Raw genomic sequence first — 22,635 nt, forward strand, 5'->3', positions numbered from 1 at the left:
TTACTCAGCGTGGGCGATTTCGTGATTAGACATGATCTCCAAGCTGCGGCACAGGGCGGAATGGTCCAATCCCCCCATGCCATGCGCTGCACACGTGTTGAACAGCTCTTGTGCCGTAGCCGTGTTGGGCAAGCTAACCCCTAAAGCCTTGGCGCCTTGCAAAGCCAGGTTCAAGTCTTTTTGGTGTAGCTCAATACGAAAGCCCGGATTGAATGTGCGTTTGACCATGCGCTCACCGTGCACTTCCAAAATGCGCGATGCCGCAAAACCGCCCATCAAAGCTTGTCGCACTTTACCTGGATCAGCGCCTGCCTTGCTGGCAAACAACAAGGCCTCTGATACAGCCTCAATATTCAACGCCACAATAATTTGATTGGCCACTTTGGTGGTTTGTCCGTCGCCGTTGCCACCCACCAACGTGATGTTTTTACCCATCACTTCAAACAAGGGCTTGACGCGATCAAAAGCCGCTTGCGGCCCGCCTACCATGATGGTGAGGCTAGCAGCCTTAGCCCCCACTTCGCCGCCAGACACTGGCGCATCCAAGTAGTCGCAGCCCAGCGCATTAATTTTTTTGGCAAAGTCTTTGGTAGCCATGGGCGCGATAGAGCTCATGTCCACCACCACCTTGCCTGCGCTAAGGCCTGCCGCCACACCCTTTGAGCCAAACAAAACCTCGTCCACCTGCGGTGTGTCTGGCAGCATGGTGATGACAATATCGGCCCGTTTCGCCACATCGGCGCTGCTCACGCAAACCGTTGCACCACCTTCCACCAGCACAGATGCAACCTTAGAGCGGCCGTACACAAACAACTGGTGTCCAGCTTTTTGCAGATTTTCTGCCATAGGAGCGCCCATGATGCCCAGACCAATAAATCCAATGTTCAATCCACCTTTAGTCATCCTTTAACTCCCATTCTTAAAGTTGCACATCAAACTGCTGTAACCAACCCAAGCCGGCTTCAGTCTGTGTTTTGGGCTTGTACTCACATCCCACTGAGCCGGTGTAACCAAGGTCATCCAGCTGCGCAAAAACAAAGGCGTAGTTGATTTCACCCGTACCTGGCTCATGACGCCCGGGGTTATCCGCCAACTGAATGTGGCCAATACGCGGCAAGTGTTTGGTAATGGTGCTCACCAACTCACCCTCCATACGTTGCGCATGGTAGATGTCGTACTGCAAAAACGCGTTGTCGCTGGCGGCTGCGTCCAGCACCGCCAGACCTTTGGCCGTCGTATTCACAAAAAAGCCCGGAATGTCAAAGGTGTTGATTGGCTCTAGTAACAAACGTATGCCCACGGCCTGCAGCGCAGATGCGGCGTATTGCACATTTGAAACCAAGGTGGCAAATGCCTGGCTGTCGTCAATGGCCGCAGGTTTGATGCCCGCCAAGCAATTCACTTGCGTCACGCCCAAGGTCGTGGCGTACTCAATGGCTTGCTGTACACCCGCGCGAAACTCTTGCACGCGTTCTGGGTGGCAGGCAATACCGCGCTCGCCAGCAGCCCAGTCTCCCGCCGGCAAGTTGTGCAGCGCTTGCGTGAGGCCATTGCCATCCAGGGCGCTGCGCAACTCTTCCGCGTCAAAGTCATATGGAAACAAAAATTCCACACTGGTAAAACCAGCCTTGGCGGCTGCTTCAAAGCGTTGCATGAATGGCAGCTCTGTAAACAGCATGGTCAGGTTGGCAGTCATTTTGGGCATATCAGTCCTTTTTTGTAGTTGGCTTGTTGAATAAGTTTGCTTGGCAATCAGTCCAGAAGGCCCACGGTTTCTAGGCCTTGTGCAGCCCGGCAGTCTATGGCCTCAAACTCATTGACAGCATTGATCTCTGTACCCATGGCGATATTGGTCACACGCTCCAAAATGCATTCGACCACAACAGGCACCCGGTGCTCCCTTGCCATTGCTTGCGCCGTGCGTAAAGCACTTTGTACTTTTTCTGGGTCAGTCACACGTATGGCCTTGCAGCCCAAGCCTTCAACAACGGCCACATGGTCTACGCCATAGCCGCGCTGGGCATTGTCTTCATCCATGTTTTGGTTATCAAAAGCCAGTTGCACACAGTAGTCCATATCGAAGCCACGCTGACTTTGGCGAATCAGGCCGAGGTAGGCGTTGTTCACCAACACATGCACATAAGGCAGGTTGAACTGCGCGCCAACGGCCAACTCTTCCAACATGAACTGAAAGTCATAGTCGCCAGACAAGGCCACGACGTTGGCGCTGGGGTCAGCCGCCACCACGCCCAGGGCAGCAGGCATGGTCCAACCCAATGGACCAGCTTGGCCACAGTTGATCCAACGGCGAGGGCCGTATACATGCAAAAACTGGGCAGCTGCAATTTGACTCAAGCCAATGGTGGACACGTAAGTGGTGTCTTTGCCAAACACCGCGTTCATCTCTTCGTACACACGCATGGGTTTCATGGGCACTTCCGTGTAATGAGTCTTGCGCAACATGGTGCGTTTGCGCTCGGCGCAACGCTTGGCCCAATCTGAAAAGTTGGGCCACTGGCCCGCGGCTTTGCGCTGATTAACGCCATCTATCAATTGCGCAAGCGCAGAGCCTGCATCCGACACGACGCCATAGTCGGGCTCAAACACGCGACCAATTTGAGTGGGTTCGATGTCTATGTGCACAAACTTTCGATTTCCCCTGTACACATCCACGGAGCCCGTATGACGGTTTGCCCAGCGGTTACCAATGCCCAACACAAAGTCGCTGGCCAACATGGATGCGTTGCCGTAGCGGTGACTTGTTTGCAAACCCACCATACCTGCCATCAACGCGTGGTCATCAGGAATAGTGCCCCAGCCCATCAGCGTAGGAATGACTGGCACACCTGCAGCCTCGGCAAAGGCTTGCAACAAGGCACTGGCATCAGCATTGACAATGCCGCCACCAGCCACCAACAAAGGCTTTTCGCTGGCGGCCAGCATGTCCAGGACTTTACTGATTTGCTTTTGTGTGGCCTGCGGTTTGTAGGCCGGAAGCGGCTCGTAGGTATCGATGTCAAATTCAATCTCGCCCATTTGCACATCAAACGGCAGGTCAATCAACACCGGGCCAGGACGACCAGATCGCATGAGATTGCAAGCCTGCTGAAACACACGCGGCACCAAGGCGCTTTCACGTACCGTCACAGCCCATTTGGTAACCGGCTTGGCAATGGCCTCTATGTCCACCGCCTGAAAGTCCTCTTTGTACAGCCGCGCCCTAGGTGCCTGACCAGTGATGCACAAAATTGGAATGGAGTCCGCTTGCGCTGAGTACAGACCTGTAATCATGTCAGTGCCTGCCGGGCCTGAGGTGCCAATGCACACCCCAATGTTGCCCGCCTTGGCCCGGGTATAGCCCTCAGCCATATGTGATGCAGCCTCGACATGTCGCGCCAGCACATGGCTGATACTTGCACGCTTTTTCAGCGCTGCATAAAACGGATTGATAGCGGCACCGGGCACGCCAAACGCTTGCAACAAACCCTCTTTTTCAAGCACGCACACAGCCGCCTCAGCAGCAGTCATTTTTGTCATGTCTCCAACTCCTCTATCCACTCATTGATGAAACACTGGCGACCTTGCCAGAGGCCATGTGTTGCACTGTATTAGTCGATAAATAATTTGTGAATAGTCAGATTGGTACTTTTATTACATACTTAAAATATGTAATCATCCGATTTTGGAGGTTGGCCATGGACAAATTTAAAGAGGTTGAAGCCTTTGTTCGCATCATGGATCACGGCTCTATTGCTGCAGCTGCCGTACATGCAGGTGTAACGCCAGTGATGATGGGCAGACGCCTGGATGCCCTGGAAAAGCGTCTCAATACCCAATTGATACTGCGCTCTACGCGCAGCCTCACATTGACCGAGCACGGCACCAGTTTTCTAGACGAGTGCAAGCGTTTGCTGCAGGAGTGGGCACAAGCTGAAGCCAGTGTCAGCGCCAAACGCTATGAGGCCAGTGGCCACCTCATTGTGTCTGCGCCTGCCGCGTTCGGGCGCTTACATGTGGCACCTCATGCTTCACGGTTCATCAAAGCTCATCCAACGTCAAAGTGTCATTCAACCTAACTGATCGCGTGGTCGATGTCGTGCGAGAAGGCTACGATGTAGGCATACGTATAGGTGGGCAAATAGACCCCAACTTTGTAGCCATCAAGCTGGCCACCAACCGGCGTGTGGTGTGTGGCACACCGCGCTACTTTAAAAAATATGGCAAGCCCAAAACCCTGAAAGACCTGAGCGCGCACAACTGCCTGGCGTTTAACTTGCAAGGCGGCCAGCAACGTGGCTGGTACTTCCAGCATGATGACAGGCCTGTGACCATCAAAGTAGAGGGCAGTATGGACTGCAACGACGGTGAGTTGCTACACCGCTGGGTAAGCGAAGGCTTGGGACTTGGCTGGCGCTCGACCTGGGAAATTCAAGGCCAGCTTGAGCGTGGCGAACTGGTAACCGTGCTAGACGACTATGCTCTTCCAGCCTACGACATACTCGCGGTTTACCCGCAACAGCGTCACCTCACCGCGAAGGTGCGGTACTTTATTGACCATCTAAAAAAAACCTATGCCCAGCCAAGGTACTGGCACAAAACCAACTAGGTCTGTTTTTTATACGCGCACAACACCATGACAACACTTTTGATACGCAACGCCCAAGCCATGGCCTGCATGGACGACCAACACACAGAGTTGACCAACGCCTGCGTGTTTATAAAAGACGGCATCATCACGCACATAGGCCAATCCTGTGATGTACCAGCGCAAGCCGACACTGTTATCGACGCCAGCCAACACGTGGTGGTGCCAGGACTGATCAATACCCACCACCACATGTACCAAAGCCTCACCAAGGCGATACCGCAGGTGCAAAACGCAGAGTTGTTCTCTTGGCTGCAGGGCTTGTACCCCATTTGGGCGGGCTTGACACCCGAGATGGTGCAAGTCTCTACACAAGTGGCCATGGCAGAGTTGATGCTGTCTGGCTGCACCACCAGCTCAGACCACTTGTACCTGTACCCCAACGGCGTGCGCTTGGACGACAGCATGAAGCCGCCCACACCATGGGCATGCGCTTTGTTGCCACACGCGGCAGCATGAGTGTGGGGCAGAGCGCCGGAGGCTTGCCGCCAGACCAGGTGGTAGAGCGCGAAGACGCCATTCTGAAAGACACCCAGCGCCTGATTGAGACGTATCACGATCGCTCCTTTGGAGCCATGGTCAACGTGGCCGTAGCGCCTTGCTCGCCATTTTCAGTGAGCCGCGACCTCATGAAAACCTCAGCCGAGTTGGCCCGCAGCCTAGGCGCACGCTTGCACACGCACTTGGCCGAAAACGACCATGACATAGCCTACAGCCTAGAGAAGTTCAATTGCACACCCGCGCAATACGCCCAAGACCTAGGCTGGTTGGGGTCTGACGTATGGCACGCCCACTGCGTCAAACTAGACGACGACGGTATCTCACTGTTTGCCGCCAGCAAAACCGGCGTGGCCCACTGCCCTTGCAGCAACATGCGCTTGGCGTCTGGCATTGCCCCCATTCGCCGCATGCTAGATGCCGGTGTGCCCGTAGGCTTGGGCGTAGACGGCAGCGCCAGCAATGATGCGGCACACCTGCTCAATGAAGCCAGGCAGGCCATGCTGTTGGCCCGCGTAGGGCGCGCCATGGCAGCACCAGAGCAACGCGATGGCCGCAGCTTCTTTGGCTGCGATCTGGGACCTGGCGACATGACGCCACGCGATGCCTTGCGCCTGGCCACTCGTGGCAGCGCCCAAGTACTGGGCCGATCCCACGACATTGGTCAGATACGCGTGGGCATGTGCGCCGACCTTGCTTTGTACAAACTAAACACCTTGGCCATGGCCGGCGGTGCCGTGCACGACCCCGTGGGTGCGCTCATGCTGTGCGCCAGTGCGCAAGTGGACGCGCTGGTGATCAACGGCACGGTCAAAATAAAAGACGGACAACTGCTGGGCATCAACTTGCCCAAACTAATTGCCCGTCACAACCAACTGGCTATACAGTTGGCCAACGCTTAACGCGCTTACTCGGTTGGTGCACCGGCCTTGAACCAACGGCCAACCAACTCGCGCTCGTCATCAGTAATGCCGGTTGAATTGTTCATGGGCATGGCCCTGGTCACTACAACTTGCTGGTAAACACCCTGGGCATGTGTGGCAATGTCTGACGCGTTGTCCAAACGCACGCCTTTCATTTGCATGGCTTCGCCGTGACACAACACGCAGCGCTGGTCCATCACAGCTTTGACTTGGGCATAACTCACGGGCAGCTCAGCTTGAGCTTGTTGCGCTGCTGAAAGCGCAGCTTTGGGCGCTGGCGCCATGGCCACAATCAAGCCAACGATTAAGGCCACGCCCACCAAGGCGTAAGGCATGGGGTTTGCGTTACGGCCCAGCTTAAAGCCATGGCGCATAACAAAGAACTGACGAATCAATGCACCCGCCGTCATCATCACCACCAACACCAGCCAGTTGTACTCGTGGGTGTAAGTAAAGCTGTAGTGATTGCTCAGCATGGCAAACAGCACAGGCAAGGTGAAGTAGGTGTTGTGCACGCTTCGTTGCTTGCCGCGCTTACCGTGTATGGGGTCAACCGGTTCGCCTAAGCCCATGGCTTTCACCATTTTGCGTTGGCCAGGAATGATCCAGAAAAACACGTTGGCACTCATGGCCGTGCCAATCATGGCACCCATTAGCAGGAACGCGGCGCGCCCAGCAAACAACTGCGTGGACAACCAACTGGCAAACACAATGGCGGCAAATACAAACAAGCCCACCCACTTGTCGCCGCCGTCTTTGGCACCCACGGTGCGACACAGCGCGTCGTACACAAACCAAAAACCGAATAAGAAGGCCAGTGCAACCACCACTGCCTCGCCTTGCGACCAGGCCACAAGGTTGGGGTCCACCATATAGGTTTGCGCTTGCCACAGGTAAGACACACAAAACAACGCAAAGCCTGTGAGCCAAGTGGTGTAGCTCTCCCAGTAAAACCAGTGCAAGTGGGTGTGCACTTTTTTAGGTGCTGTGAGGTATTTCTGCGGGTTGTAAAAACCACCACCATGCACGGCCCACATGGCACCACCCACACCTTTTTCTAGCAAGTCTGGTGACTCTGGCTTGATGAGGTTGTTGTCTAAAAAGACAAAGTAGAAAGATGAACCCACCCATGCAATGGCGGTGATGACGTGCAGCCAGCGAATGAGCAAATTGGCCCAGTCAAATAAATACGCTTCCATGTCTGTTGCCTCGAATACGACGGCCCGCGTCGCGATGTTGTATCAAGCTCACCACTGCGGGCGCTGTGAGCCTATTCGAGGTCGCGAACCGGCGTAGATGACAAATCCACGCGTGCACCGCTGCGACCAGAGAAAATTGTATACAAAATTTCAAAACGAGGCAATCAACCTAGGCGCGACACTGGCGGCGAAGCTGGCAAATGCGCACGCGCACAAACACTAGGCCGGCTCGTGACGCCTTGCAAGCCGCCCATTTCAGTCGTGATGAACCTGCGCACCTGATGGCGCGTGGCGCGTGTTTGGCCGCCCAGCAGCACGACAAATCGCCGGCCTTGAACTGAGTCCATGGGCTGTCACTCGCAGCTGCTAACGCGGAAGTCATGCGCGCTTGACGCTGCCCACTACAGTTTTGTAGCTCTTTAAAGCTCATTTATATTGACTGAATCCAATTTATGTAACACGATTAGTAGCAAAACAAATCAAGGGGGAAATCATGAGCATAAGTTTTGACGCACTTCATCAGCACGCACAGTCGCTAGACCAACGAACCCGGCGCGACACCACCACCCCGGCGGTTGACCCCGAAACCGGTCTGGCCATCCAGTCAATCGACGACATCTTGGCGGAAGCCAACGCATTTCACTTCATCGATAACCCTGGCGTGCAGTACGCCCAGTTGCTGGCCACAGAGGACACCGATCTGAAACGCTCACCACTCACCGCTTCGGGTGGCCCCATCGACTGGAAGGGGCACCCCGCACCGCGCGTGGCCGTGATTGGTGGCGGCGTCTCCGGCCTTTACACGGCTTGGCAACTGGCCAAAGCGGGGCTGCTGGTTAACCTTTACGAAGCGGGGCCCGCGCCGGTGGTTGGCGAAACCATCAACGGCGCCGGTCGCCTCAAAGCCACCATCTTGCGCGACGGCAACAAGGCATCGTTGGTGGAATACGGCGCCATGCGGTTTCCCAGTACGTCTTATTTGTACTGGAGCTATCAAAAGAAAATCTTGGGTCTAACCGGCAGCGAAACCTTTACTGCCTTTCCCAACCCAGGCAGAGTGCCCACGCTGTTTCGTGGCAACGGCAAAACCAGCGATGTCTTAGCCGGGGTGTGGCACACCCAAGGCGTCAGCGTCAATATCCCTGAGCCTTATGCCTCACTGGCCCAACGCCACATCGAGAGTTTCATTCAGTACCACCCACCCGGCGTTGCCGACACCGCTGCCGTGATCAGAGACTTGGTTAAACAACCACCATCTGCCACCACCCAAGACCGTATCAAAGCCTTTTGGCAAGCCGCCATCCACGACATCGGCCATTTAAGTTACCGCGACTTTCTCTCGGTACGCGGCGGCTACAGCAACGACGACATTGAAATCATTGGTTATATTGGCTTTGGCACCGGCGGCTTTGCCCCGCTTTTTCAGGTTTGCGCGCTGGAGATGATGCGCCTGACTATTTGGGACTACAGCGCCGAGTTTGCCAATCCACGCCAATACGAGTTCGCGCAACAACTCGCCACCACCGCGCAAAGCCACGGGGTACACATCTACTACAACACCCCGGTGGCGGGCATCGCCTACAGCACTCGGGCCGACCAGTACGTGCCTCTGGTGGACACCGCCCCTGGCACACCCGGCATAGGCAATCGCGCCGACTTTTTGGTGCTCTCCATGAGCCATAAAGCCGCGCAACGCTTGCTGCAAGGCAGCCAAGCAGCGGCGGCCCGGGTGCCCAACTTTGCCAGCTTGGTGCCACAGGCGATTTTCCCTCTTTACGACACCCAGCACACCGCCTTTGAAAGCGATATCAAACGCGACCTTGAAGCACAAATCGGCATCGGCGCAGTCAAGATATTTCAAACGGTTGCCGGGCCTACGCGTAATGCGCAGGGCAACGGACCACTGACCGCCTACGCTTCGCTGGATACCCAAACCCCATTCGACAAACGCATTCGCTCCGCCTTTGGCGCGTTATCGCCAAGCGCCAACAGCCCCATTGGCGTGAGCTATATGCTGCCGCTGTCAGGCTCGGCGTTTGCCACACAAACCTATACCGCTGCATTGCACTACGCGTGGCAAGACAACGCACAGGCCATTTATGACAAGGTGCTGGCGCGTGACAACGCCGTACACCAAAGCCTTAGCACCACCGGTTTCTACCACGGCCAACGCACCGAGGCCAACGGCGTGGCCACCGCGGTACTGCAGGCCTATGCGCCGCGCTATGAACAGGCGCGCGTCAGCGCCGAGGTTGTGGGTAACCCCTTGTTTGGGCACACCTTTAACTTCATCTCTTACCTACCAGGCAGCTCATCCGACGAAGGCTACTTCTCTATCGTGTACTGGAACCACGTGCCTTATGTTTGGACGGGCTTTAAGCTCGATAACGTTGGCTGCGGGGCCTTTCTAACGCAATCCTTTCAAACCGTCTCCAGCGCGTCGATCAACAGCACGCTGTGGGACAAAGCCTCAGTTAAGGGCAGTCAGGTCCATCCGAGCATGAAAAAGCTGTACTTCACTGGCTGCTCCGTGAGCAACTACGGCGGCTGGGTTGAAGGGGCGATGCAATCCGCGATCAACGCCATGACGGCCATCACCAAAGAAGCCGCTGTGATGCGCCTTGGCACCACCGCGCCATGCAACGCGGCCATGCTGTCACAGGTACTCGATAGCGCTCCCAAGGCCATTACCTACGGTAACTCGCCATTCATAGGTTTTACCGTTGGCACACGCACGCCCCTAGAAGCCACGGCGCCCCGTTCGCTTTACGTGCAATCTGGAGAGGCCATTGACAAGCTCGGCTTTGACGCCACCGACGCAGTCGGTGGCAACGGCGGCGGGGTATACCCCAACATCAGCCTCGATAACCTCCAGTCAATCGTCGCGGTTTTTGGCATGTACACCGGAGGAAAAGAACCAGAACCCTCCTTGTCCTCGCTTACGTTCACGTACCGCGATGGAAGCCATCAAACATTTGGGCATAAACGTCTTTTCCAACAGACCGAGTCCATCACCATCAACCTCGATGACTACGGACCCAACGCCCGCATCCACGCCATGAACGTGTGGACCAAAGGTTGGCTGGTTAACGGCGTGAATTTTGCAATCCACTGAGCACAAAGGAGTCCACGATGAAAGTCACCAAACGAGTGCTGTTGCACGCAGGCGCCGCAGCGGCGCTGTCCAAGCACCTACCGATATCGGCCACCACGCCGGTCAGCGGCAACCCGTCGGCCAACACGCTAACCCAGGCGGTCAATCAGGCCATTGCACGCGCGAAGGCGGCCCAGGCGCTCAATGCCTACGTCACACTCGACGCCGCGGGCTTGCACCAACAAGCCCAAGCGTTGGCGCAGCGCGAGCGTGCCGGAGAAGTCATGCCTTTATACGGCACCGTGGTGGCCCTTAAAGACAACATCGACGTGGCTGGCCTGCCTTGCGGGGCCGGCACGCGAGCCCTGCAAAACCGTATACCCCGAGAAGACGCCCCACTGGTGCAACGCCTGCGCCGCGCCGGCGCCCTGATCAGCGGCAAACTTGGCATGCACGAGCTGGCTTTTGGCATCACCAGCAACAACGCCGTTAATGGCGCGGTGCACAACCCACACGACCCCGCGCGCATTCCTGGCGGCAGCAGCGGCGGCTGTGGCGCGGCCGTGGCCGCTGGCTTGGTGCCATTGGCCATTGGCACCGACACCGGTGGCTCGGTACGAGTGCCAGCGTCGTTGTGCGGTGTGGCCGGCTTTCGCCCGTCACTGGGACGCTACCCGGCTAGAGGCATAGTGCCTATTTCAAGCACCCGAGACGTACCCGGCCCGCTGGCACTCAGCGCTGCGCACCTGGTTACGGCCGATGCAGTCATGGCAGACCGGCCACGGCCGGTGGCGCCACTGGGCAGCCTGCAAGGGGTGCGCTTGGGTCTGCCCAAGCAAGCCTTTTGGCAAAACCTTGACCCAGGTACCGAACGTGTGGCGCAGCAAGCCGTGGAAACCCTGGCGCGCGCAGGCGTGAAGTGGGTAGAGGTTGACCTGCCCGATTTGGCCACAACCAATCAAGCGGCAAGCTTTCCGATTGTGTTTTATGAATTCGTGCTGGATCTGGGGCGCTACTTGCAACGCGCAGGCTACAACCTCACCGTTGCCGACGTCATTGCGGCCATTGAAAGCCCCGACGTGGCCGCAGCTTGCAAACCTCTATTGGGCAGCGGTGCAGTGCCTTACGCGGCTTACAGCAAGGCCTTGGCCGCGCGACAGCGTTTGCAAAGCATTTACGCCCACACCTACGCCGCCGCCAACGTGCGCGCACTGGTGTTTCCCACCACGCCTCTACCTGCTGCGACCATAGGACAAGACGACACCGTCATGCTGCTTGGCCAACAAGTGCCTACCTTTGCTACCTACATACGCCACACCGACCCCGGCAGCGTCGCCGGACTGTGCGGTATCTCATTGCCAGTGGGCCAGGCCAGCGGCCTGCCCGTGGGGCTAGAGCTTGATGCACCAGCCCAAACCGACGACGCCTTACTCGCGTTGGCCATGGCGGTGGAGCGTGAGTTTGCGCCGGCGCAGCCGGTGCGCCAACTCTAGCCTCAAGCCCTGATGCGACAGGGCCAAATAAAACCCACCAAGCTTATCCGACAACAAAGGGAGTGAATCACATCATGAAGCGTTTGTTCAGCGCGCGGCTTGGCCGCGTCATCACATCGTGGCTTGGCATGGCCGCCGCCACCGCCTCGGTCGCGGCTGGAACCACCGATCAAGTCACCATTCGCCGTGACGACTACGGCGTGCCACATATCTATGCCCAAACCACCTACGGTGTGTTTTACGGCTACGGCTACGCGGTGGCACAAGACCGGCTCTTTCAAATGGAAATGACCAAGCGCAGCACCCAAGGTACGGTGGCGGAGGTGCTGGGTCAAGACTACCTAAAACACGACCAAAGCGTGCGCGCCAACTACTGGCCGCAAGACATCAAAGACCAAATTGAGTTGTTATCAGCCGACGACCGTGCCATTTTGCGTGGCTACGCCGACGGTATGAATGCCTGGATCAAACAGGTGCGCGCCAACCCCAGCCAACGCATGCCTAAACAGTTCAAGGACTTTGGCTTTAAGCCCTCGCGCTGGACAGATTTTGACGTGGCCATGGTGTTTGTAGGCACCATGGCCAACCGCTACAGCGACGCCAACAGCGAAATCTTTAACCTTGGCCTGCGTCAAGCGTTAATTCAGCAGCACGGCCCATCCAAAGGCGCGGCCTTGTTTGATCAAATCAAGTGGCGCACCAACGCCAACGCCCCCACCACCGTGCCACTGGCCAACGGACGCTACCAACCCACCCAGATCGCCACGACGCAACCGCTGCCCAAGGCTGCGGTTTCACCGCAAGTGGCATTGGCCCAAGCACCGGTGCACAACATCACCACCAGCAACTTCTGGGCCGTTGGCAAAGCCAAAGCCAACGGTGCCAACGCGGTGTTGCTGAACGGGCCGCAGTTCAATTGGTTTAACCCCGCGTATGTCTACGAGGTGGGGCTGCACGGTGGCGGCTTCAACGTGGTTGGCAACACCCCATTTGCCTATCCCACGATCTTGTTCGGCCACAACGATCGCATCGGTTGGGGCGCCACGGCGGGTGTGGGCGACGGTGTGGATATTTTTGCCGAGCAACTGCACCCCACAGACAGCAAACGGTACCGCTACAAGAATGCGTGGCACACCATGCAAACCCGCGTCGATCGCATCCGCGTAAAGGGTCAAGCCCAGCCACTGAGTTTGGCGGTATCGCGCACGGTGCACGGCATCGTGGTGCAGTCCGATACCCAAGCCCACGTGGCATACGCCAAAGCGCGGGCGTGGCACGGCAAGGAGCTGCAATCCCTTATGGCGTGGACCCGCTCCACCCAAGCCAACAATTGGTCGCAATGGCAAAGCTGGGCGCAACAGCACGCTTTAACCATCAACTGGTACTACGCCGACCGCGACGGCAACATTGGTTACTACCACACCGGCGCCTACCCCGCGCGCGCAGCGGGCCACGACCCGCGCCTACCGGTGCCGGGCACCGGTGAATGGGACTGGAAAGGCAACCTGCCCACCAGCACCAACCCCCATGTGTACAACCCCGCCCAAGGCTATATTGCCAACTGGAACAACTCGCCACAGGCCAACTACCCGGCCACCGACCACTACAGCATTCTGTGGGGCAGCGCCGACCGGGTGGACGAAATCACCCAACGCTTGGAGGCCAAGCCCACACTGACCGCCGACGATATGTGGAACCTGGTGCAAGAGACCAGCTCGGTTGATCTAAACGCCCGGTTATTCTTGCCCCTGATGCGCGAGGCTGCCCAACGCCTGCCGGCGCAAAGCCCGGTGCACGCCATGATGGCCCTGATCAAAGACTGGGACGGCCACAACCGCGTGGCAACCAACGGCTTTGAGGCCACCACGCCTGGCAGCGTGATCGTGGGCGCCTGGCTGCACGCTATGCTACAAGACACGCTGCTGCCACTCATTCCAGAACCCTACCGCGCGCGCTACGCCGGTGCCGGTTACTGGTCCGATGGCGGCGCGCGCAACCCAGCCTCGGTTAACTTCCCAGCGGGGGTGAAGGTGTTGTACGAGGCGCTGCTGGGCACAAAAGCTGGCGTAACTCAAACCGTCGATGCCCTGGGCGGACGTGACCCACGCGATGTGGCGACCAAGGCCCTGCAACAGGCCTACCAAACCTTGGTAGACAAGCACGGCTCGGGGCTATCCAACTGGCGCACCCCCATGGTGGACGTGACCTTTAGTGACAAAAACTTTTTTGGTGTGCCCCAGGCCTTACCCAGCGAGGCGATTAGCCGCCCCTTTGCCAACCGGGGCACCGAAAACAATTTGTTGGTGTTTAATGCCGCCGGCGTCCAAGGCTGGGACGCCGTGGCCCCGGGTCAAAGTGGCTTTATTGCCTCAAAAGGTCAGCCCAGCCCCCACGCGCTTGACCAGCTTGACATGTATCTAAGCTATGGCAAAAAGCCCATGCACTTTTTGGCGCAAGACGTGCAAAGCCATCAGCAATCCGTGACCCAGCTCAAAGTGATTGCCCCCTAGCGCCCATGCGCCCCAGCCATGTCACGGTGTTGGCTGGGGTTGGCATGACCCGCCAAACCCTCAGGCGTGGCTGGGCTTGGAATGGTGCACCTGTACCGCTGGGCCACCGCGCAGCCTTTCTGATTTGTACAGGTATAAAGCGGCCTCTTGTGCGCCGCGCTGTGCCACGTTAAGCGCGTCAATGCCGCGCTGCTCAGTCACCCCATTTGCTGCGCGATGCGCTGCACCAACCAATGGGCCAAGCTGAGTTTGTCGGCGCGTTGCGTGGCGACAGGCGCTTGCTCGGTCACCAGCAGTAACGCATTGTCGTCAAGGCCAAAGGTCTCGGGGCCTATGTTGCCCACCAGCATGGGCACGCCTTTGCGCTGGCGCTTGGCCGTGGCGTGGGCCAGCAAGTCGTGGCTTTCAGCGGCAAAGCCTACACAGTACAAGTCACCTGCCAACGCCCTATCACTGGCCGCGATGGTGGCCAATATGTCGGGATTGTCCACAAATGACAGTGCAGGCACGTCGCCCGTGCCGTCTTTTTTGAGCTTTTGCTGGGCCGCAGTTGCGGGTGCCCAGTCCGCGACGGCCGCACAGGCTATCAGCACATCGCTCGTAGTCGTTTGCAGCTGCGTTGCAGCCAACATCTCTTTGGCGCTTTGCACATCAACGCGTGTCACGCCTCTTGGCGTTGGCAAGGCCACAGGCCAGCTACCACACACACCTGCGCGCCAGCGTCGGCACAGGCCTGGGCCAGGGCAAAACCCATCTTACCGCTGGAGCGGTTTGTGATGCCGCGCACCGGGTCTATGGCCTCGTAGGTGGGGCCTGCTGTGATGCACACGCGCTTGCCAGTCAATACCTTTGGCGTGAAAAACGCTTGCAACTCAGCCAACAACTCGTGTGGCTCCAGCATGCGCCCATCACCCACCTCGCCACAGGCCTGCTCGCCAACGCCCACATCCAGCACGTGAGTACCATCCGCCTTGAGCTGGGCCATATTGCGCTGCGTGGCAGGGTGTTGCCACATTTCGCGGTTCATGGCCGGGGCCACAATCAGTGGCACAGTGGCCACAGGCCTGGCCAAGCACATCAGGCTTAGCAAGTCATCGGCGCGCCCGTGCAGCAACTTGGCCATGAAGTCGGCGCTGGCCGGAGCCACCACAATGGCGTCGGCTTCTCGGCTGAGGTTGATGTGCGCCATGTTGTTATCGACACCGCCCGCCTCGCGGCTGTCCCACTGGCTGGTAAACACAGGGCGTGCGCTCAGGGCCTGCATGGTCACTGCTGTCATAAATTCGGTGGCCGCTGCTGTCATCACCACTTGCACGGTGGCGCCAGCTTTGACCAGGGCGCGGCACAACTCAGCCCCCTTGTAACAGGCAATGCCACCACTCATGCCCAGCACAATGTGCTTGCCCATCAAATGGTTGGCACTGGGTACGGTAACGGGGGCGGCCTCGTGGGCCTGCGGTGTGGTGTTTGGGGTAGACATGGCAGTAATTTAGCCTATGACGAGGCACACAGGCCACAGCCAGCAAAAAGCCGCCTTTATAATTGGAATTTCCACCAGCCGCGAGAACTCAACACTCGCTCCTGACATGACCAAATTCGTCTTCGTTACTGGCGGTGTGGTGTCCTCATTGGGTAAGGGCATCGCTTCTGCATCATTGGCCGCACTTTTAGAGTCTCGCGGCCTCAAAGTTACCCTCATCAAGCTAGACCCGTATCTCAACGTTGACCCCGGCACCATGTCGCCGTTTCAGCACGGAGAGGTGTTTGTGACCGACGATGGCGCAGAGACCGACTTAGACTTAGGCCACTACGAGCGCTTCATTGAAACGCGCATGAAAAAGGCCAATAACTTCACAACCGGCCAAATTTACAAGAGTGTTCTCGAAAAAGAACGCCGCGGCGACTATTTGGGCAAAACCGTGCAGGTCATTCCACACGTGACCAACGAGATTCAAGACTTTGTCAAGCGCGGCGCAGGTGTGGGCACGCCAGACGCTGTTGACGTGGCCATTGTTGAAATTGGCGGCACCGTAGGTGACATTGAATCACTGCCGTTTTTAGAGGCCGTGCGACAGCTCAGCCTGCGCATGGGCCCCAACATGGCAGCGTTTGTGCACCTCACTTACCTGCCCTGGATTCCAACGGCTGGCGAACTGAAAACCAAGCCCACACAGCACACTGTGCAAAAAATGCGCGAAATCGGTATCCAGCCAGACGCCTTGCTGTGCCGCGCAGACCGCAACATTCCAGAAGAAGAGCGCGAGAAAATTTCGCTGTTTACCAACGTGGCCGAGTGGGGTGTCATTTCCATGCCAGACGTGGACACCATTTACAAAGTACCGCGCGTGCTGCACGAGCAAGGCCTGGACGGCCTCATTTGTGACAAGCTGCGCCTCAACACACCACCTGCCAACCTCAGCCGTTGGGACAGCCTGGTGGCTGAAGTGGCCAACCCACAAGGCGAAGTCAACATCGCCATGGTCGGCAAATACGTTGACTTGTCGGACAGCTACAAGTCGGTCAACGAGGCGCTGCGCCACGCTGGTCTCAAAAACCACCACAAAGTCAACATCTCCTATGTTGACTCAGAGAACATTACCGCAGGCAACGTCAAACAGCTGGAGGCCTTTGATGCCATTCTGGTACCTGGCGGCTTTGGCTCGCGCGGCGTTGAAGGCAAGATTTGCACCGCCAGATTTGCCCGCGAAGGTCAAGTGCCCTATCTCGGCATTTGCTTGGGCATGCAAGTAGCCACCATTGAGTTTGCCCGCCACGTCGCAGGCCTGAAAGACGCCAACTCCACAGAGTTTGACCCTGCCACCAAAACGCCTGTGATCGCACTGATAGACGAATGGCTGGATGCCGACGGCTCTATTCAAAAGCGCAACGCCAAGTCAGACCTGGGCGGCACCATGCGTCTGGGCGCGCAAAGCTCGGACGTGACACCCGGCACCTTGGCACACGGCATTTATGGCGATGTGGTGACCGAACGCCATCGCCACCGCTACGAGGCCAATGTGAACTACCTGGACACATTGCGCGATGCAGGCTTGGTAATTTCAGCGCTGACACAACGCGAGCAACTCACCGAAATTGTCGAACTGCCCAGCAGCGTCCATCCCTGGTATGTAGGCGTACAGTTCCACCCTGAGTTCAAATCCACACCTTGGGACGGCCACCCCTTGTTCAACGCTTTTATCAAGGCCGCCATTACAAACAAGTCTGCCGATAAGGCAAAGGTTGCATCATGAAACTGTGTCACTTTGAAGCCGGCTTGGACAAGCCGTTTTTCCTGATTGCGGGCCCCTGCGTGATCGAGTCCGAGCAACTGCAAATGGACACTGCCGGCACGCTCAAAGAAATAGCCGACGAACTGGGCATTCCGTTTATCTTCAAAAGCAGCTTTGACAAAGCCAACCGCTCCAGCGGCTCTACCTTTAGGGGTCCAGGCATTGATGCGGGCCTGGCCATTTTGGCCAAAGTCAAAAAAGAGCTGGGCGTGCCCGTGCTCACAGACGTACACGACATTGGTCAAATTGCAGACGTTGCCAGCGTGGTGGATGTGTTGCAAACACCTGCTTTTTTGTGCCGCCAAACCGACTTTATTCGCGCCGTGGCGCAAAGCGGTAAGCCGGTCAACATCAAAAAAGGCCAGTTTTTAGCGCCGCATGACATGAAAAACGTCATAGACAAAGCGCGCGCTGCCGCCACAGAGGCTGGTCTTGAAGCCGATAACTTCATGGCCTGCGAGCGTGGTGCCAGCTTTGGCTACAACAACCTGGTGTCTGACATGCGCAGCTTGTCCATCATGCGGGAAACCGGCGCGCCTGTGGTGTTTGACGCCACGCACAGTGTGCAGCTGCCAGGCGGCCAGGGCACCAGCAGCGGCGGCATGCGCGAAATGGTGCCCGTGTTGTCGCGCGCTGCAGTGGCTGTAGGCGTTGCCGGTTTGTTTATGGAGACGCACCCCAACCCCGCCGTGGCCATGAGCGACGGCCCCAATGCTGTGCCGCTCAAGCACATGCGGGCCTTGTTGCAAACCTTGGTAGCCTTGGACAAGGTCACCAAAGCCTCACCCTTTTTAGAAAACGACTTCAACTAAAGAAGTCGCCCCCCGTTTTTAGCTTTCCCCTCATTTGTAAGGATTTGTATGAGCGCCATTGTTGATATTGTTGCCCGCGAAATTTTAGACAGCCGTGGCAACCCCACCGTTGAATGTGACGTCTTGCTGGAGTCTGGCGTAATGGGTCGTGCGGCTGTGCCATCAGGCGCGTCTACAGGTGTGCGCGAGGCCATTGAGCTGCGCGACGGCGACAAAAGCCGCTACTTGGGCAAAGGCGTACTCAAAGCGGTAGACCACATCAACACCGAGATCTCTGAGGCCGTTATTGGTCTGGACGCTTCTGAGCAAGCCTTTCTGGACAAAACGCTGATCGACCTGGACGGCACAGACAACAAAAGCCGTCTAGGCGCCAATGCCACACTGGCTGTGTCCATGGCTGTGGCACGCGCTGCGGCTGAAGAAGCTGGCCTACCCCTTTACCGCTACTTTGGCGGCATGAGCGGCATGCAATTGCCTGTGCCCATGATGAACGTGGTCAATGGCGGTGCACATGCCAACAACAACCTGGACTTGCAAGAACTGATGATTATTCCGGTGGGCGCGCCCACCTTCCGCGAAGCCTTGCGTTGGGGCGCAGAGGTCTTTCACGCGCTCAAGAGCATATTGCACGACAAAGGTATGAGCGTAGCCGTTGGCGACGAAGGCGGCTTTGCCCCCAACGTCGAAAGTCACGAAGCGGCTATCCAGTTGATCTTGGATGCCATTCACGCGGCCGGTTACACACCAGGTGAGCAAATTGCGCTGGGCCTGGACTGCGCAGCCAGCGAATTCTACAAAGACGGTCAGTACTGCCTGGACGGCGAAGGTCTCAAACTGAGCGCTCAGGAGTGGACAGATATGCTGGCCACCTGGGTAGAGAAATTCCCCATCATCAGCATCGAAGACGGCATGGCTGAAGGCGATTGGGACGGCTGGAAAATATTGAGCGACCGCCTCAAAGCCAAAGTGCAACTGGTAGGCGACGACCTGTTTGTCACCAACACCAAGATTTTGAAAGAAGGCATTGACAAAGGCATTGGCAACTCAATCCTCATCAAGATCAACCAGATTGGTACGCTCACCGAGACCTTCGCCGCCATTGAAATGGCCAAGCGTGCAGGCTACACCGCCGTTATCAGCCACCGTTCTGGCGAGACTGAAGACTCCACCATTGCGGACATTGCTGTGGGCACCAACGCGGGCCAAATCAAAACCGGCTCACTCAGCCGCAGTGACCGTATGGCCAAGTACAACCAGCTGCTGCGCATAGAAGAAGACCTGGGCGATGTGGCCGAGTACCCAGGCCGCGCCGCGTTTTACAACCTGCGCTGATCACCGCTAACCCTTTCCAGGCACCAACATCATGGCTGTGCGTCCTTACATTGTTCCAGCGGCGTTATTGGCGCTGCTTTTGGCATTGCAAGCACAGCTGTGGTTTGGGCGGGGTAGCGTGCCGTCTGTAGATGCGCTAAAGGCCAAACTGGAGCAGCTTGAGGCGGACAATGCTGCCATGCGCTTGGCCAACGAGCAGCTGGCAAGCGAAGTGCGCGATCTGCAAGAAGGCCTGGAGGTCGTAGAGGCCTATGCCCGCCAAGAGCTGGGCATGGTCAAGGCCAACGAGATCTTTGTGCAATACGCCAAACCTGCGCCCAGCGCTGCGCAAACCACCAGCCCTTGACTGCATCACCGCAGGCCAGTGCACACGGTGTGTTTACCGTAGCTGTTGTAGGGGCCGAAAGCACCGGCAAAAGCCAGTTGGTGCAAGCGCTGCGCGCAACAGCGGCCTGTACCGGGTTCATCTGCCATACCGTTGATGAGCATTTACGCGCTTGGGTAGACACACACCAACGCACACCACAGGCGCATGAGCAAACAAGTATTGCCAACGTGCAAACCGAAGCGGCCCAACAAACCCACAGCCAACTGGCAGCGCTTGCTGCGCCCAACGAGCAGCGTTTGCTGCTGCTGGACACACATGCGGCAATGACGGCCGCTTACAGCGCTTACTACTTCAACGACAACAGCCTGTGGGACATGGCATTTGCCGCGCAGCCTGCGCCCCAGCTGGTGTTGCTAATGGGTTTAGACCTGCCGTGGCAAGCAGACGGCCTGCAGCGCGATGGCCAAGCAGCGCAGCTTGGCGTTGACCGATTGCTGCGAGACGCTTTGCAGCAACGCAGCATTTCGTTTCAAGTGGTCTACGGTCAAGGTGCACTGCGCCACAACAACGCGTGGCAAGCCATCACCGCAGCGTTTGCGGCTCATCAACGCGCAGACGCTGGCCACACCAAAGTTGGCCCTGGCGCAGCGCTTAACTTTCATGCCTGGGGCTGTGAAGACTGCAGCGACCCCGACTGCGAGCGGCGCTTGTTCAAAGGCCTGTTTTAAGCCAGCAACGGGGCCAACTCCGTCGCGCACTGCGCCGCATGGTCAAACACCACACCACGCCAGCCCAGGCTTTTGGCCACGTCTATGTTGTCGGTCAGGTCGTCTACAAACACCAGGTCACAAGCCTGCAGTCCCGTAGCCGCCAGCGCCAGCTGGTATATGCGTGGATCTGGTTTGCTGCAGCCCACGTCTGCAGAAAACACACCCGCTTTGAAGTGTTTCAAGAAGGCGTGCCTTGTTTGCAAGTAACGCGCATAGGGCGCAGGCATGTTCGACAAAAAGAACAGCGGCACACCTTGCGCAGCCAACTGCTCTATGAGCGCTACCGTATCGCGCTTGGCCGTCAAATGCTCGGGTATGGCCGCAATAACAGCAGCCACATCTGCCTTGGCAAGACCAGTACGTGCGGCAATACGCTGCGCCAATGCGTCGGGCTCAATGTAGCCTTGGTCAAACAGTGCCCAGTCACTGGTGAGCGTTAGACCCTGAAAAATAGCGTCTTTCAGTGCCAGTGCGCTCGCTTCATTGGGCGCAAGGTGAGGCACAACTTGCTGCAACAACTGCGCTGGCTGCCAGTGAAAAACCACGCCACCAAAGTCAAACACCACTGCCGTGTTGCTGGCCATCACTGCAAGGCATCCGGTGGTGTGGCGCTGGCATCTGTAAAAAGTTGCGCACTGTCTACAGGGTCAAAGCGGTACATGGCACCACAAAACTCGCAGCCCACTTCCACGTCGCCACGTTCAGCAATAATGCTTTGCACCTCCTCGGCACCCAGCGAGCGCAGCATGTTGCTGACGCGCTCTTTTGAACAGCTGCACTGAAAGCGCGGGCGGTCAACGCCTTGCGGCGCAATAAAGCGGGCAATGGGCTCTTCCCAAAACAAACGGTGCAACATTGTTTCCACATCCAGGCTTAGCAGCTCCTCAGGCTTGAGGCTGGACGCCAACGTGGCAATGCGGTTGTAGTCTTCGCTCTTGCCAATGCCGTCTTCGTTTGATTGGGCCTGGCCGGCGAGGTTGCCTTCTCCAGCCAATGGCAAACGTTGTATCAGCAAGCCCGCAGCACGCTCGCCATTGGCGGCCAGCACCAGGCACGTATCGAGCTGCTCACTTTGCAACATGTAATGCTGCAGAACCTCGCTGAGCTGGTTGATTTTTTGACCATTGTCATCAAACAGCGGCACTATGCCCTGGTAAGCCTGCTGGCCTGGTAAACGGTCTTTGGGGTCTAGCGTAATGGCGCAGCGGCCCTCGTTGTTCACGTTCACCATGTCGCTGAGTGTGGCGTTGGCCACCAACTCACCCCGCAGCGTAGCCGTGGCCCGCACCGCAAAGTCTGACTGCACCTCTGCCACGGCCATTTTCAATGGACCATCGCCTTGCACTTGCAACACCAACGCGCCGTTGAACTTGATATTGGCTTGCATCAGCACAGCGGCTGCAGCCATCTCGCCCAGCAAATTTTGTACAGGCTCGGGGTAAGCGCCTGCCTCGCTGCGCTTGGACAACATGTCTTGCCACGCGTCGTCCAGCACCACAATGGCACCACGCACGGGCAGACCTTCAAAAATGAACTTATGTAACTCGGACAAAACGTATTCCCAGCGCCTGGCGCATCAAAAGAAAAGCCCCAACACGGGGCGAATAATTGAATAGGCTATTTTCTCACGAGTCACCACCAGACGCTTTCAGCGCTTGGGCACAGTCGTTCATGGTGCGTTTCTAGGCAAAGGCGGTGACAAGCACGGCGCTTGGTACGGTACCAGCAAAAACCCGGCAAC

15 protein-coding genes and 3 pseudogenes are annotated in these 22,635 nt (G+C 57.4%); 10 read left to right on the forward strand and 8 right to left on the reverse strand.

The genetic code is table 11. From position 1 onward, the window contains the following. From glxR to gcl, 3 genes are read right to left on the reverse strand one after another with little or no spacing between them, the layout of a single operon-like run. The gene (glxR, locus tag LN050_05455) at nt 1-903 is read right to left on the reverse strand and encodes a 2-hydroxy-3-oxopropionate reductase (protein ID UFS57241.1); all 903 of its coding nucleotides are present in this window, start codon (nt 901-903) and stop codon (nt 1-3) included. 16 nt (nt 904-919) lie between these two features. Further along, nucleotides 920-1,705: a hydroxypyruvate isomerase gene (gene hyi, locus LN050_05460; GenBank protein UFS57242.1), complete on the reverse strand. Its 786-nt coding sequence runs from the start codon at nt 1,703-1,705 to the stop codon at nt 920-922. Nucleotides 1,706-1,752: 47 nt separating this feature from the next. Then, nucleotides 1,753-3,537 (reverse strand): glyoxylate carboligase, encoded by a 1,785-nt coding sequence (gene gcl / locus LN050_05465; GenBank protein UFS57243.1) that lies wholly within the window; start codon nt 3,535-3,537, stop codon nt 1,753-1,755. Between the two features lie 158 nt (nt 3,538-3,695). Here gcl and LN050_05470 point away from each other — a divergent pair. After that, nucleotides 3,696-4,606: pseudogene (locus tag LN050_05470) on the forward strand (LysR family transcriptional regulator). Between the two features lie 231 nt (nt 4,607-4,837). Next, nucleotides 4,838-6,045 (forward strand): annotated as a pseudogene (locus tag LN050_05475) (8-oxoguanine deaminase). A gap of 5 nt (nt 6,046-6,050) precedes the next feature. Here LN050_05475 and LN050_05480 read toward each other — a convergent pair. After that, entirely contained in the window at nt 6,051-7,265 is a 1,215-nt protein-coding gene (locus LN050_05480) for a urate hydroxylase PuuD (protein UFS57244.1), read from the reverse strand. 493 nt (nt 7,266-7,758) lie between these two features. On the opposite strand from LN050_05480, the gene LN050_05485 reads away from it, so the two are divergent. The 3 genes from LN050_05485 to LN050_05495 all read left to right on the forward strand — a co-directional run bounded on the left by LN050_05485 (nt 7,759) and on the right by LN050_05495 (nt 14,362). Continuing rightward, nucleotides 7,759-10,380, forward strand: a complete 2,622-nt coding sequence (locus LN050_05485; GenBank protein UFS57245.1) for an FAD-dependent oxidoreductase — start codon at nt 7,759-7,761, stop codon at nt 10,378-10,380. Between the two features lie 17 nt (nt 10,381-10,397). Beyond that, nucleotides 10,398-11,852 carry an indoleacetamide hydrolase gene (iaaH, locus tag LN050_05490; protein ID UFS57246.1) on the forward strand — a complete coding sequence of 485 codons (1,455 nt, stop codon included), beginning with the start codon at nt 10,398-10,400 and terminating at the stop codon, nt 11,850-11,852. A gap of 74 nt (nt 11,853-11,926) precedes the next feature. Beyond that, entirely contained in the window at nt 11,927-14,362 is a 2,436-nt protein-coding gene (locus LN050_05495; GenBank protein UFS57247.1) for a penicillin acylase family protein, read from the forward strand. A 60-nt stretch (nt 14,363-14,422) separates the two neighbouring features. On the opposite strand, the gene LN050_05500 is transcribed toward LN050_05495, so the two are convergent. Further along, the gene (locus LN050_05500; protein ID UFS57248.1) at nt 14,423-14,563 is read right to left on the reverse strand and encodes a hypothetical protein; all 141 of its coding nucleotides are present in this window, start codon (nt 14,561-14,563) and stop codon (nt 14,423-14,425) included. Beyond that, a pseudogene (gene coaBC / locus LN050_05505) lies at nt 14,560-15,770 on the reverse strand (bifunctional phosphopantothenoylcysteine decarboxylase/phosphopantothenate--cysteine ligase CoaBC). The gene LN050_05500 and the pseudogene coaBC overlap by 4 nt, the downstream one beginning before the upstream one ends. Before the next feature lie 178 nt (nt 15,771-15,948). On the opposite strand from coaBC, the gene LN050_05510 reads away from it, so the two are divergent. The 5 genes from LN050_05510 to LN050_05530 are packed head-to-tail and all read left to right on the forward strand — an operon-like array spanning nt 15,949 to nt 20,852. Continuing rightward, nucleotides 15,949-17,613 carry a CTP synthase gene (locus tag LN050_05510; GenBank protein UFS57249.1) on the forward strand — a complete coding sequence of 555 codons (1,665 nt, stop codon included), beginning with the start codon at nt 15,949-15,951 and terminating at the stop codon, nt 17,611-17,613. Continuing rightward, entirely contained in the window at nt 17,610-18,464 is an 855-nt protein-coding gene (gene kdsA / locus LN050_05515; protein ID UFS57250.1) for a 3-deoxy-8-phosphooctulonate synthase, read from the forward strand. The genes LN050_05510 and kdsA overlap by 4 nt, the downstream gene beginning before the upstream one ends. A 48-nt stretch (nt 18,465-18,512) precedes the next feature. After that, nucleotides 18,513-19,796 (forward strand): phosphopyruvate hydratase, encoded by a 1,284-nt coding sequence (eno, locus tag LN050_05520; protein UFS57251.1) that lies wholly within the window; start codon nt 18,513-18,515, stop codon nt 19,794-19,796. Between the two features lie 31 nt (nt 19,797-19,827). Then, nucleotides 19,828-20,142: a septum formation initiator family protein gene (locus LN050_05525; protein UFS57252.1), complete on the forward strand. Its 315-nt coding sequence runs from the start codon at nt 19,828-19,830 to the stop codon at nt 20,140-20,142. Then, nucleotides 20,139-20,852, forward strand: coding sequence for an ATP-binding protein (locus LN050_05530; GenBank protein UFS57253.1), 714 nt, complete (start codon nt 20,139-20,141; stop codon nt 20,850-20,852). Before LN050_05525 ends, LN050_05530 begins: the two co-directional genes overlap by 4 nt. Here the strand turns inward: LN050_05530 and LN050_05535 are convergent. Then, the gene (locus tag LN050_05535) at nt 20,849-21,478 is read right to left on the reverse strand and encodes an HAD family phosphatase (protein UFS57254.1); all 630 of its coding nucleotides are present in this window, start codon (nt 21,476-21,478) and stop codon (nt 20,849-20,851) included. The two genes, LN050_05530 and LN050_05535, sit on opposite strands and share 4 nt — an antisense overlap. Next, nucleotides 21,478-22,446 (reverse strand): Hsp33 family molecular chaperone HslO, encoded by a 969-nt coding sequence (locus tag LN050_05540; GenBank protein UFS57255.1) that lies wholly within the window; start codon nt 22,444-22,446, stop codon nt 21,478-21,480. Before LN050_05540 ends, LN050_05535 begins: the two co-directional genes overlap by 1 nt. Between the last annotated feature and the right edge of the window lie 189 nt (nt 22,447-22,635).

Source organism: Comamonadaceae bacterium M7527 (genome assembly GCA_021044545.1).
Classification (GTDB): domain Bacteria; phylum Pseudomonadota; class Gammaproteobacteria; order Burkholderiales; family Burkholderiaceae_C; genus RS62.

Excerpts from the sequence above, each read along its gene's own strand:
- iaaH (UFS57246.1), top strand. The coding sequence starts at position 10,398 with ATGAAAGTCACCAAACGAGTGCTGTTGCACGCAGGCGCCGCAGCGGCG.
- gcl (UFS57243.1), bottom strand. The coding sequence starts at position 3,537 with ATGACAAAAATGACTGCTGCTGAGGCGGCTGTGTGCGTGCTTGAAAAA.
- LN050_05485 (UFS57245.1), top strand. The coding sequence starts at position 7,759 with ATGAGCATAAGTTTTGACGCACTTCATCAGCACGCACAGTCGCTAGAC.
- LN050_05535 (UFS57254.1), bottom strand. The coding sequence starts at position 21,478 with ATGGCCAGCAACACGGCAGTGGTGTTTGACTTTGGTGGCGTGGTTTTT.
- LN050_05525 (UFS57252.1), top strand. The coding sequence starts at position 19,828 with ATGGCTGTGCGTCCTTACATTGTTCCAGCGGCGTTATTGGCGCTGCTT.
- LN050_05480 (UFS57244.1), bottom strand. The coding sequence starts at position 7,265 with ATGGAAGCGTATTTATTTGACTGGGCCAATTTGCTCATTCGCTGGCTG.
- kdsA (UFS57250.1), top strand. The coding sequence starts at position 17,610 with ATGAAACTGTGTCACTTTGAAGCCGGCTTGGACAAGCCGTTTTTCCTG.
- LN050_05510 (UFS57249.1), top strand. The coding sequence starts at position 15,949 with ATGACCAAATTCGTCTTCGTTACTGGCGGTGTGGTGTCCTCATTGGGT.
- eno (UFS57251.1), top strand. The coding sequence starts at position 18,513 with ATGAGCGCCATTGTTGATATTGTTGCCCGCGAAATTTTAGACAGCCGT.
- LN050_05495 (UFS57247.1), top strand. The coding sequence starts at position 11,927 with ATGAAGCGTTTGTTCAGCGCGCGGCTTGGCCGCGTCATCACATCGTGG.
- hyi (UFS57242.1), bottom strand. The coding sequence starts at position 1,705 with ATGCCCAAAATGACTGCCAACCTGACCATGCTGTTTACAGAGCTGCCA.
- glxR (UFS57241.1), bottom strand. The coding sequence starts at position 903 with ATGACTAAAGGTGGATTGAACATTGGATTTATTGGTCTGGGCATCATG.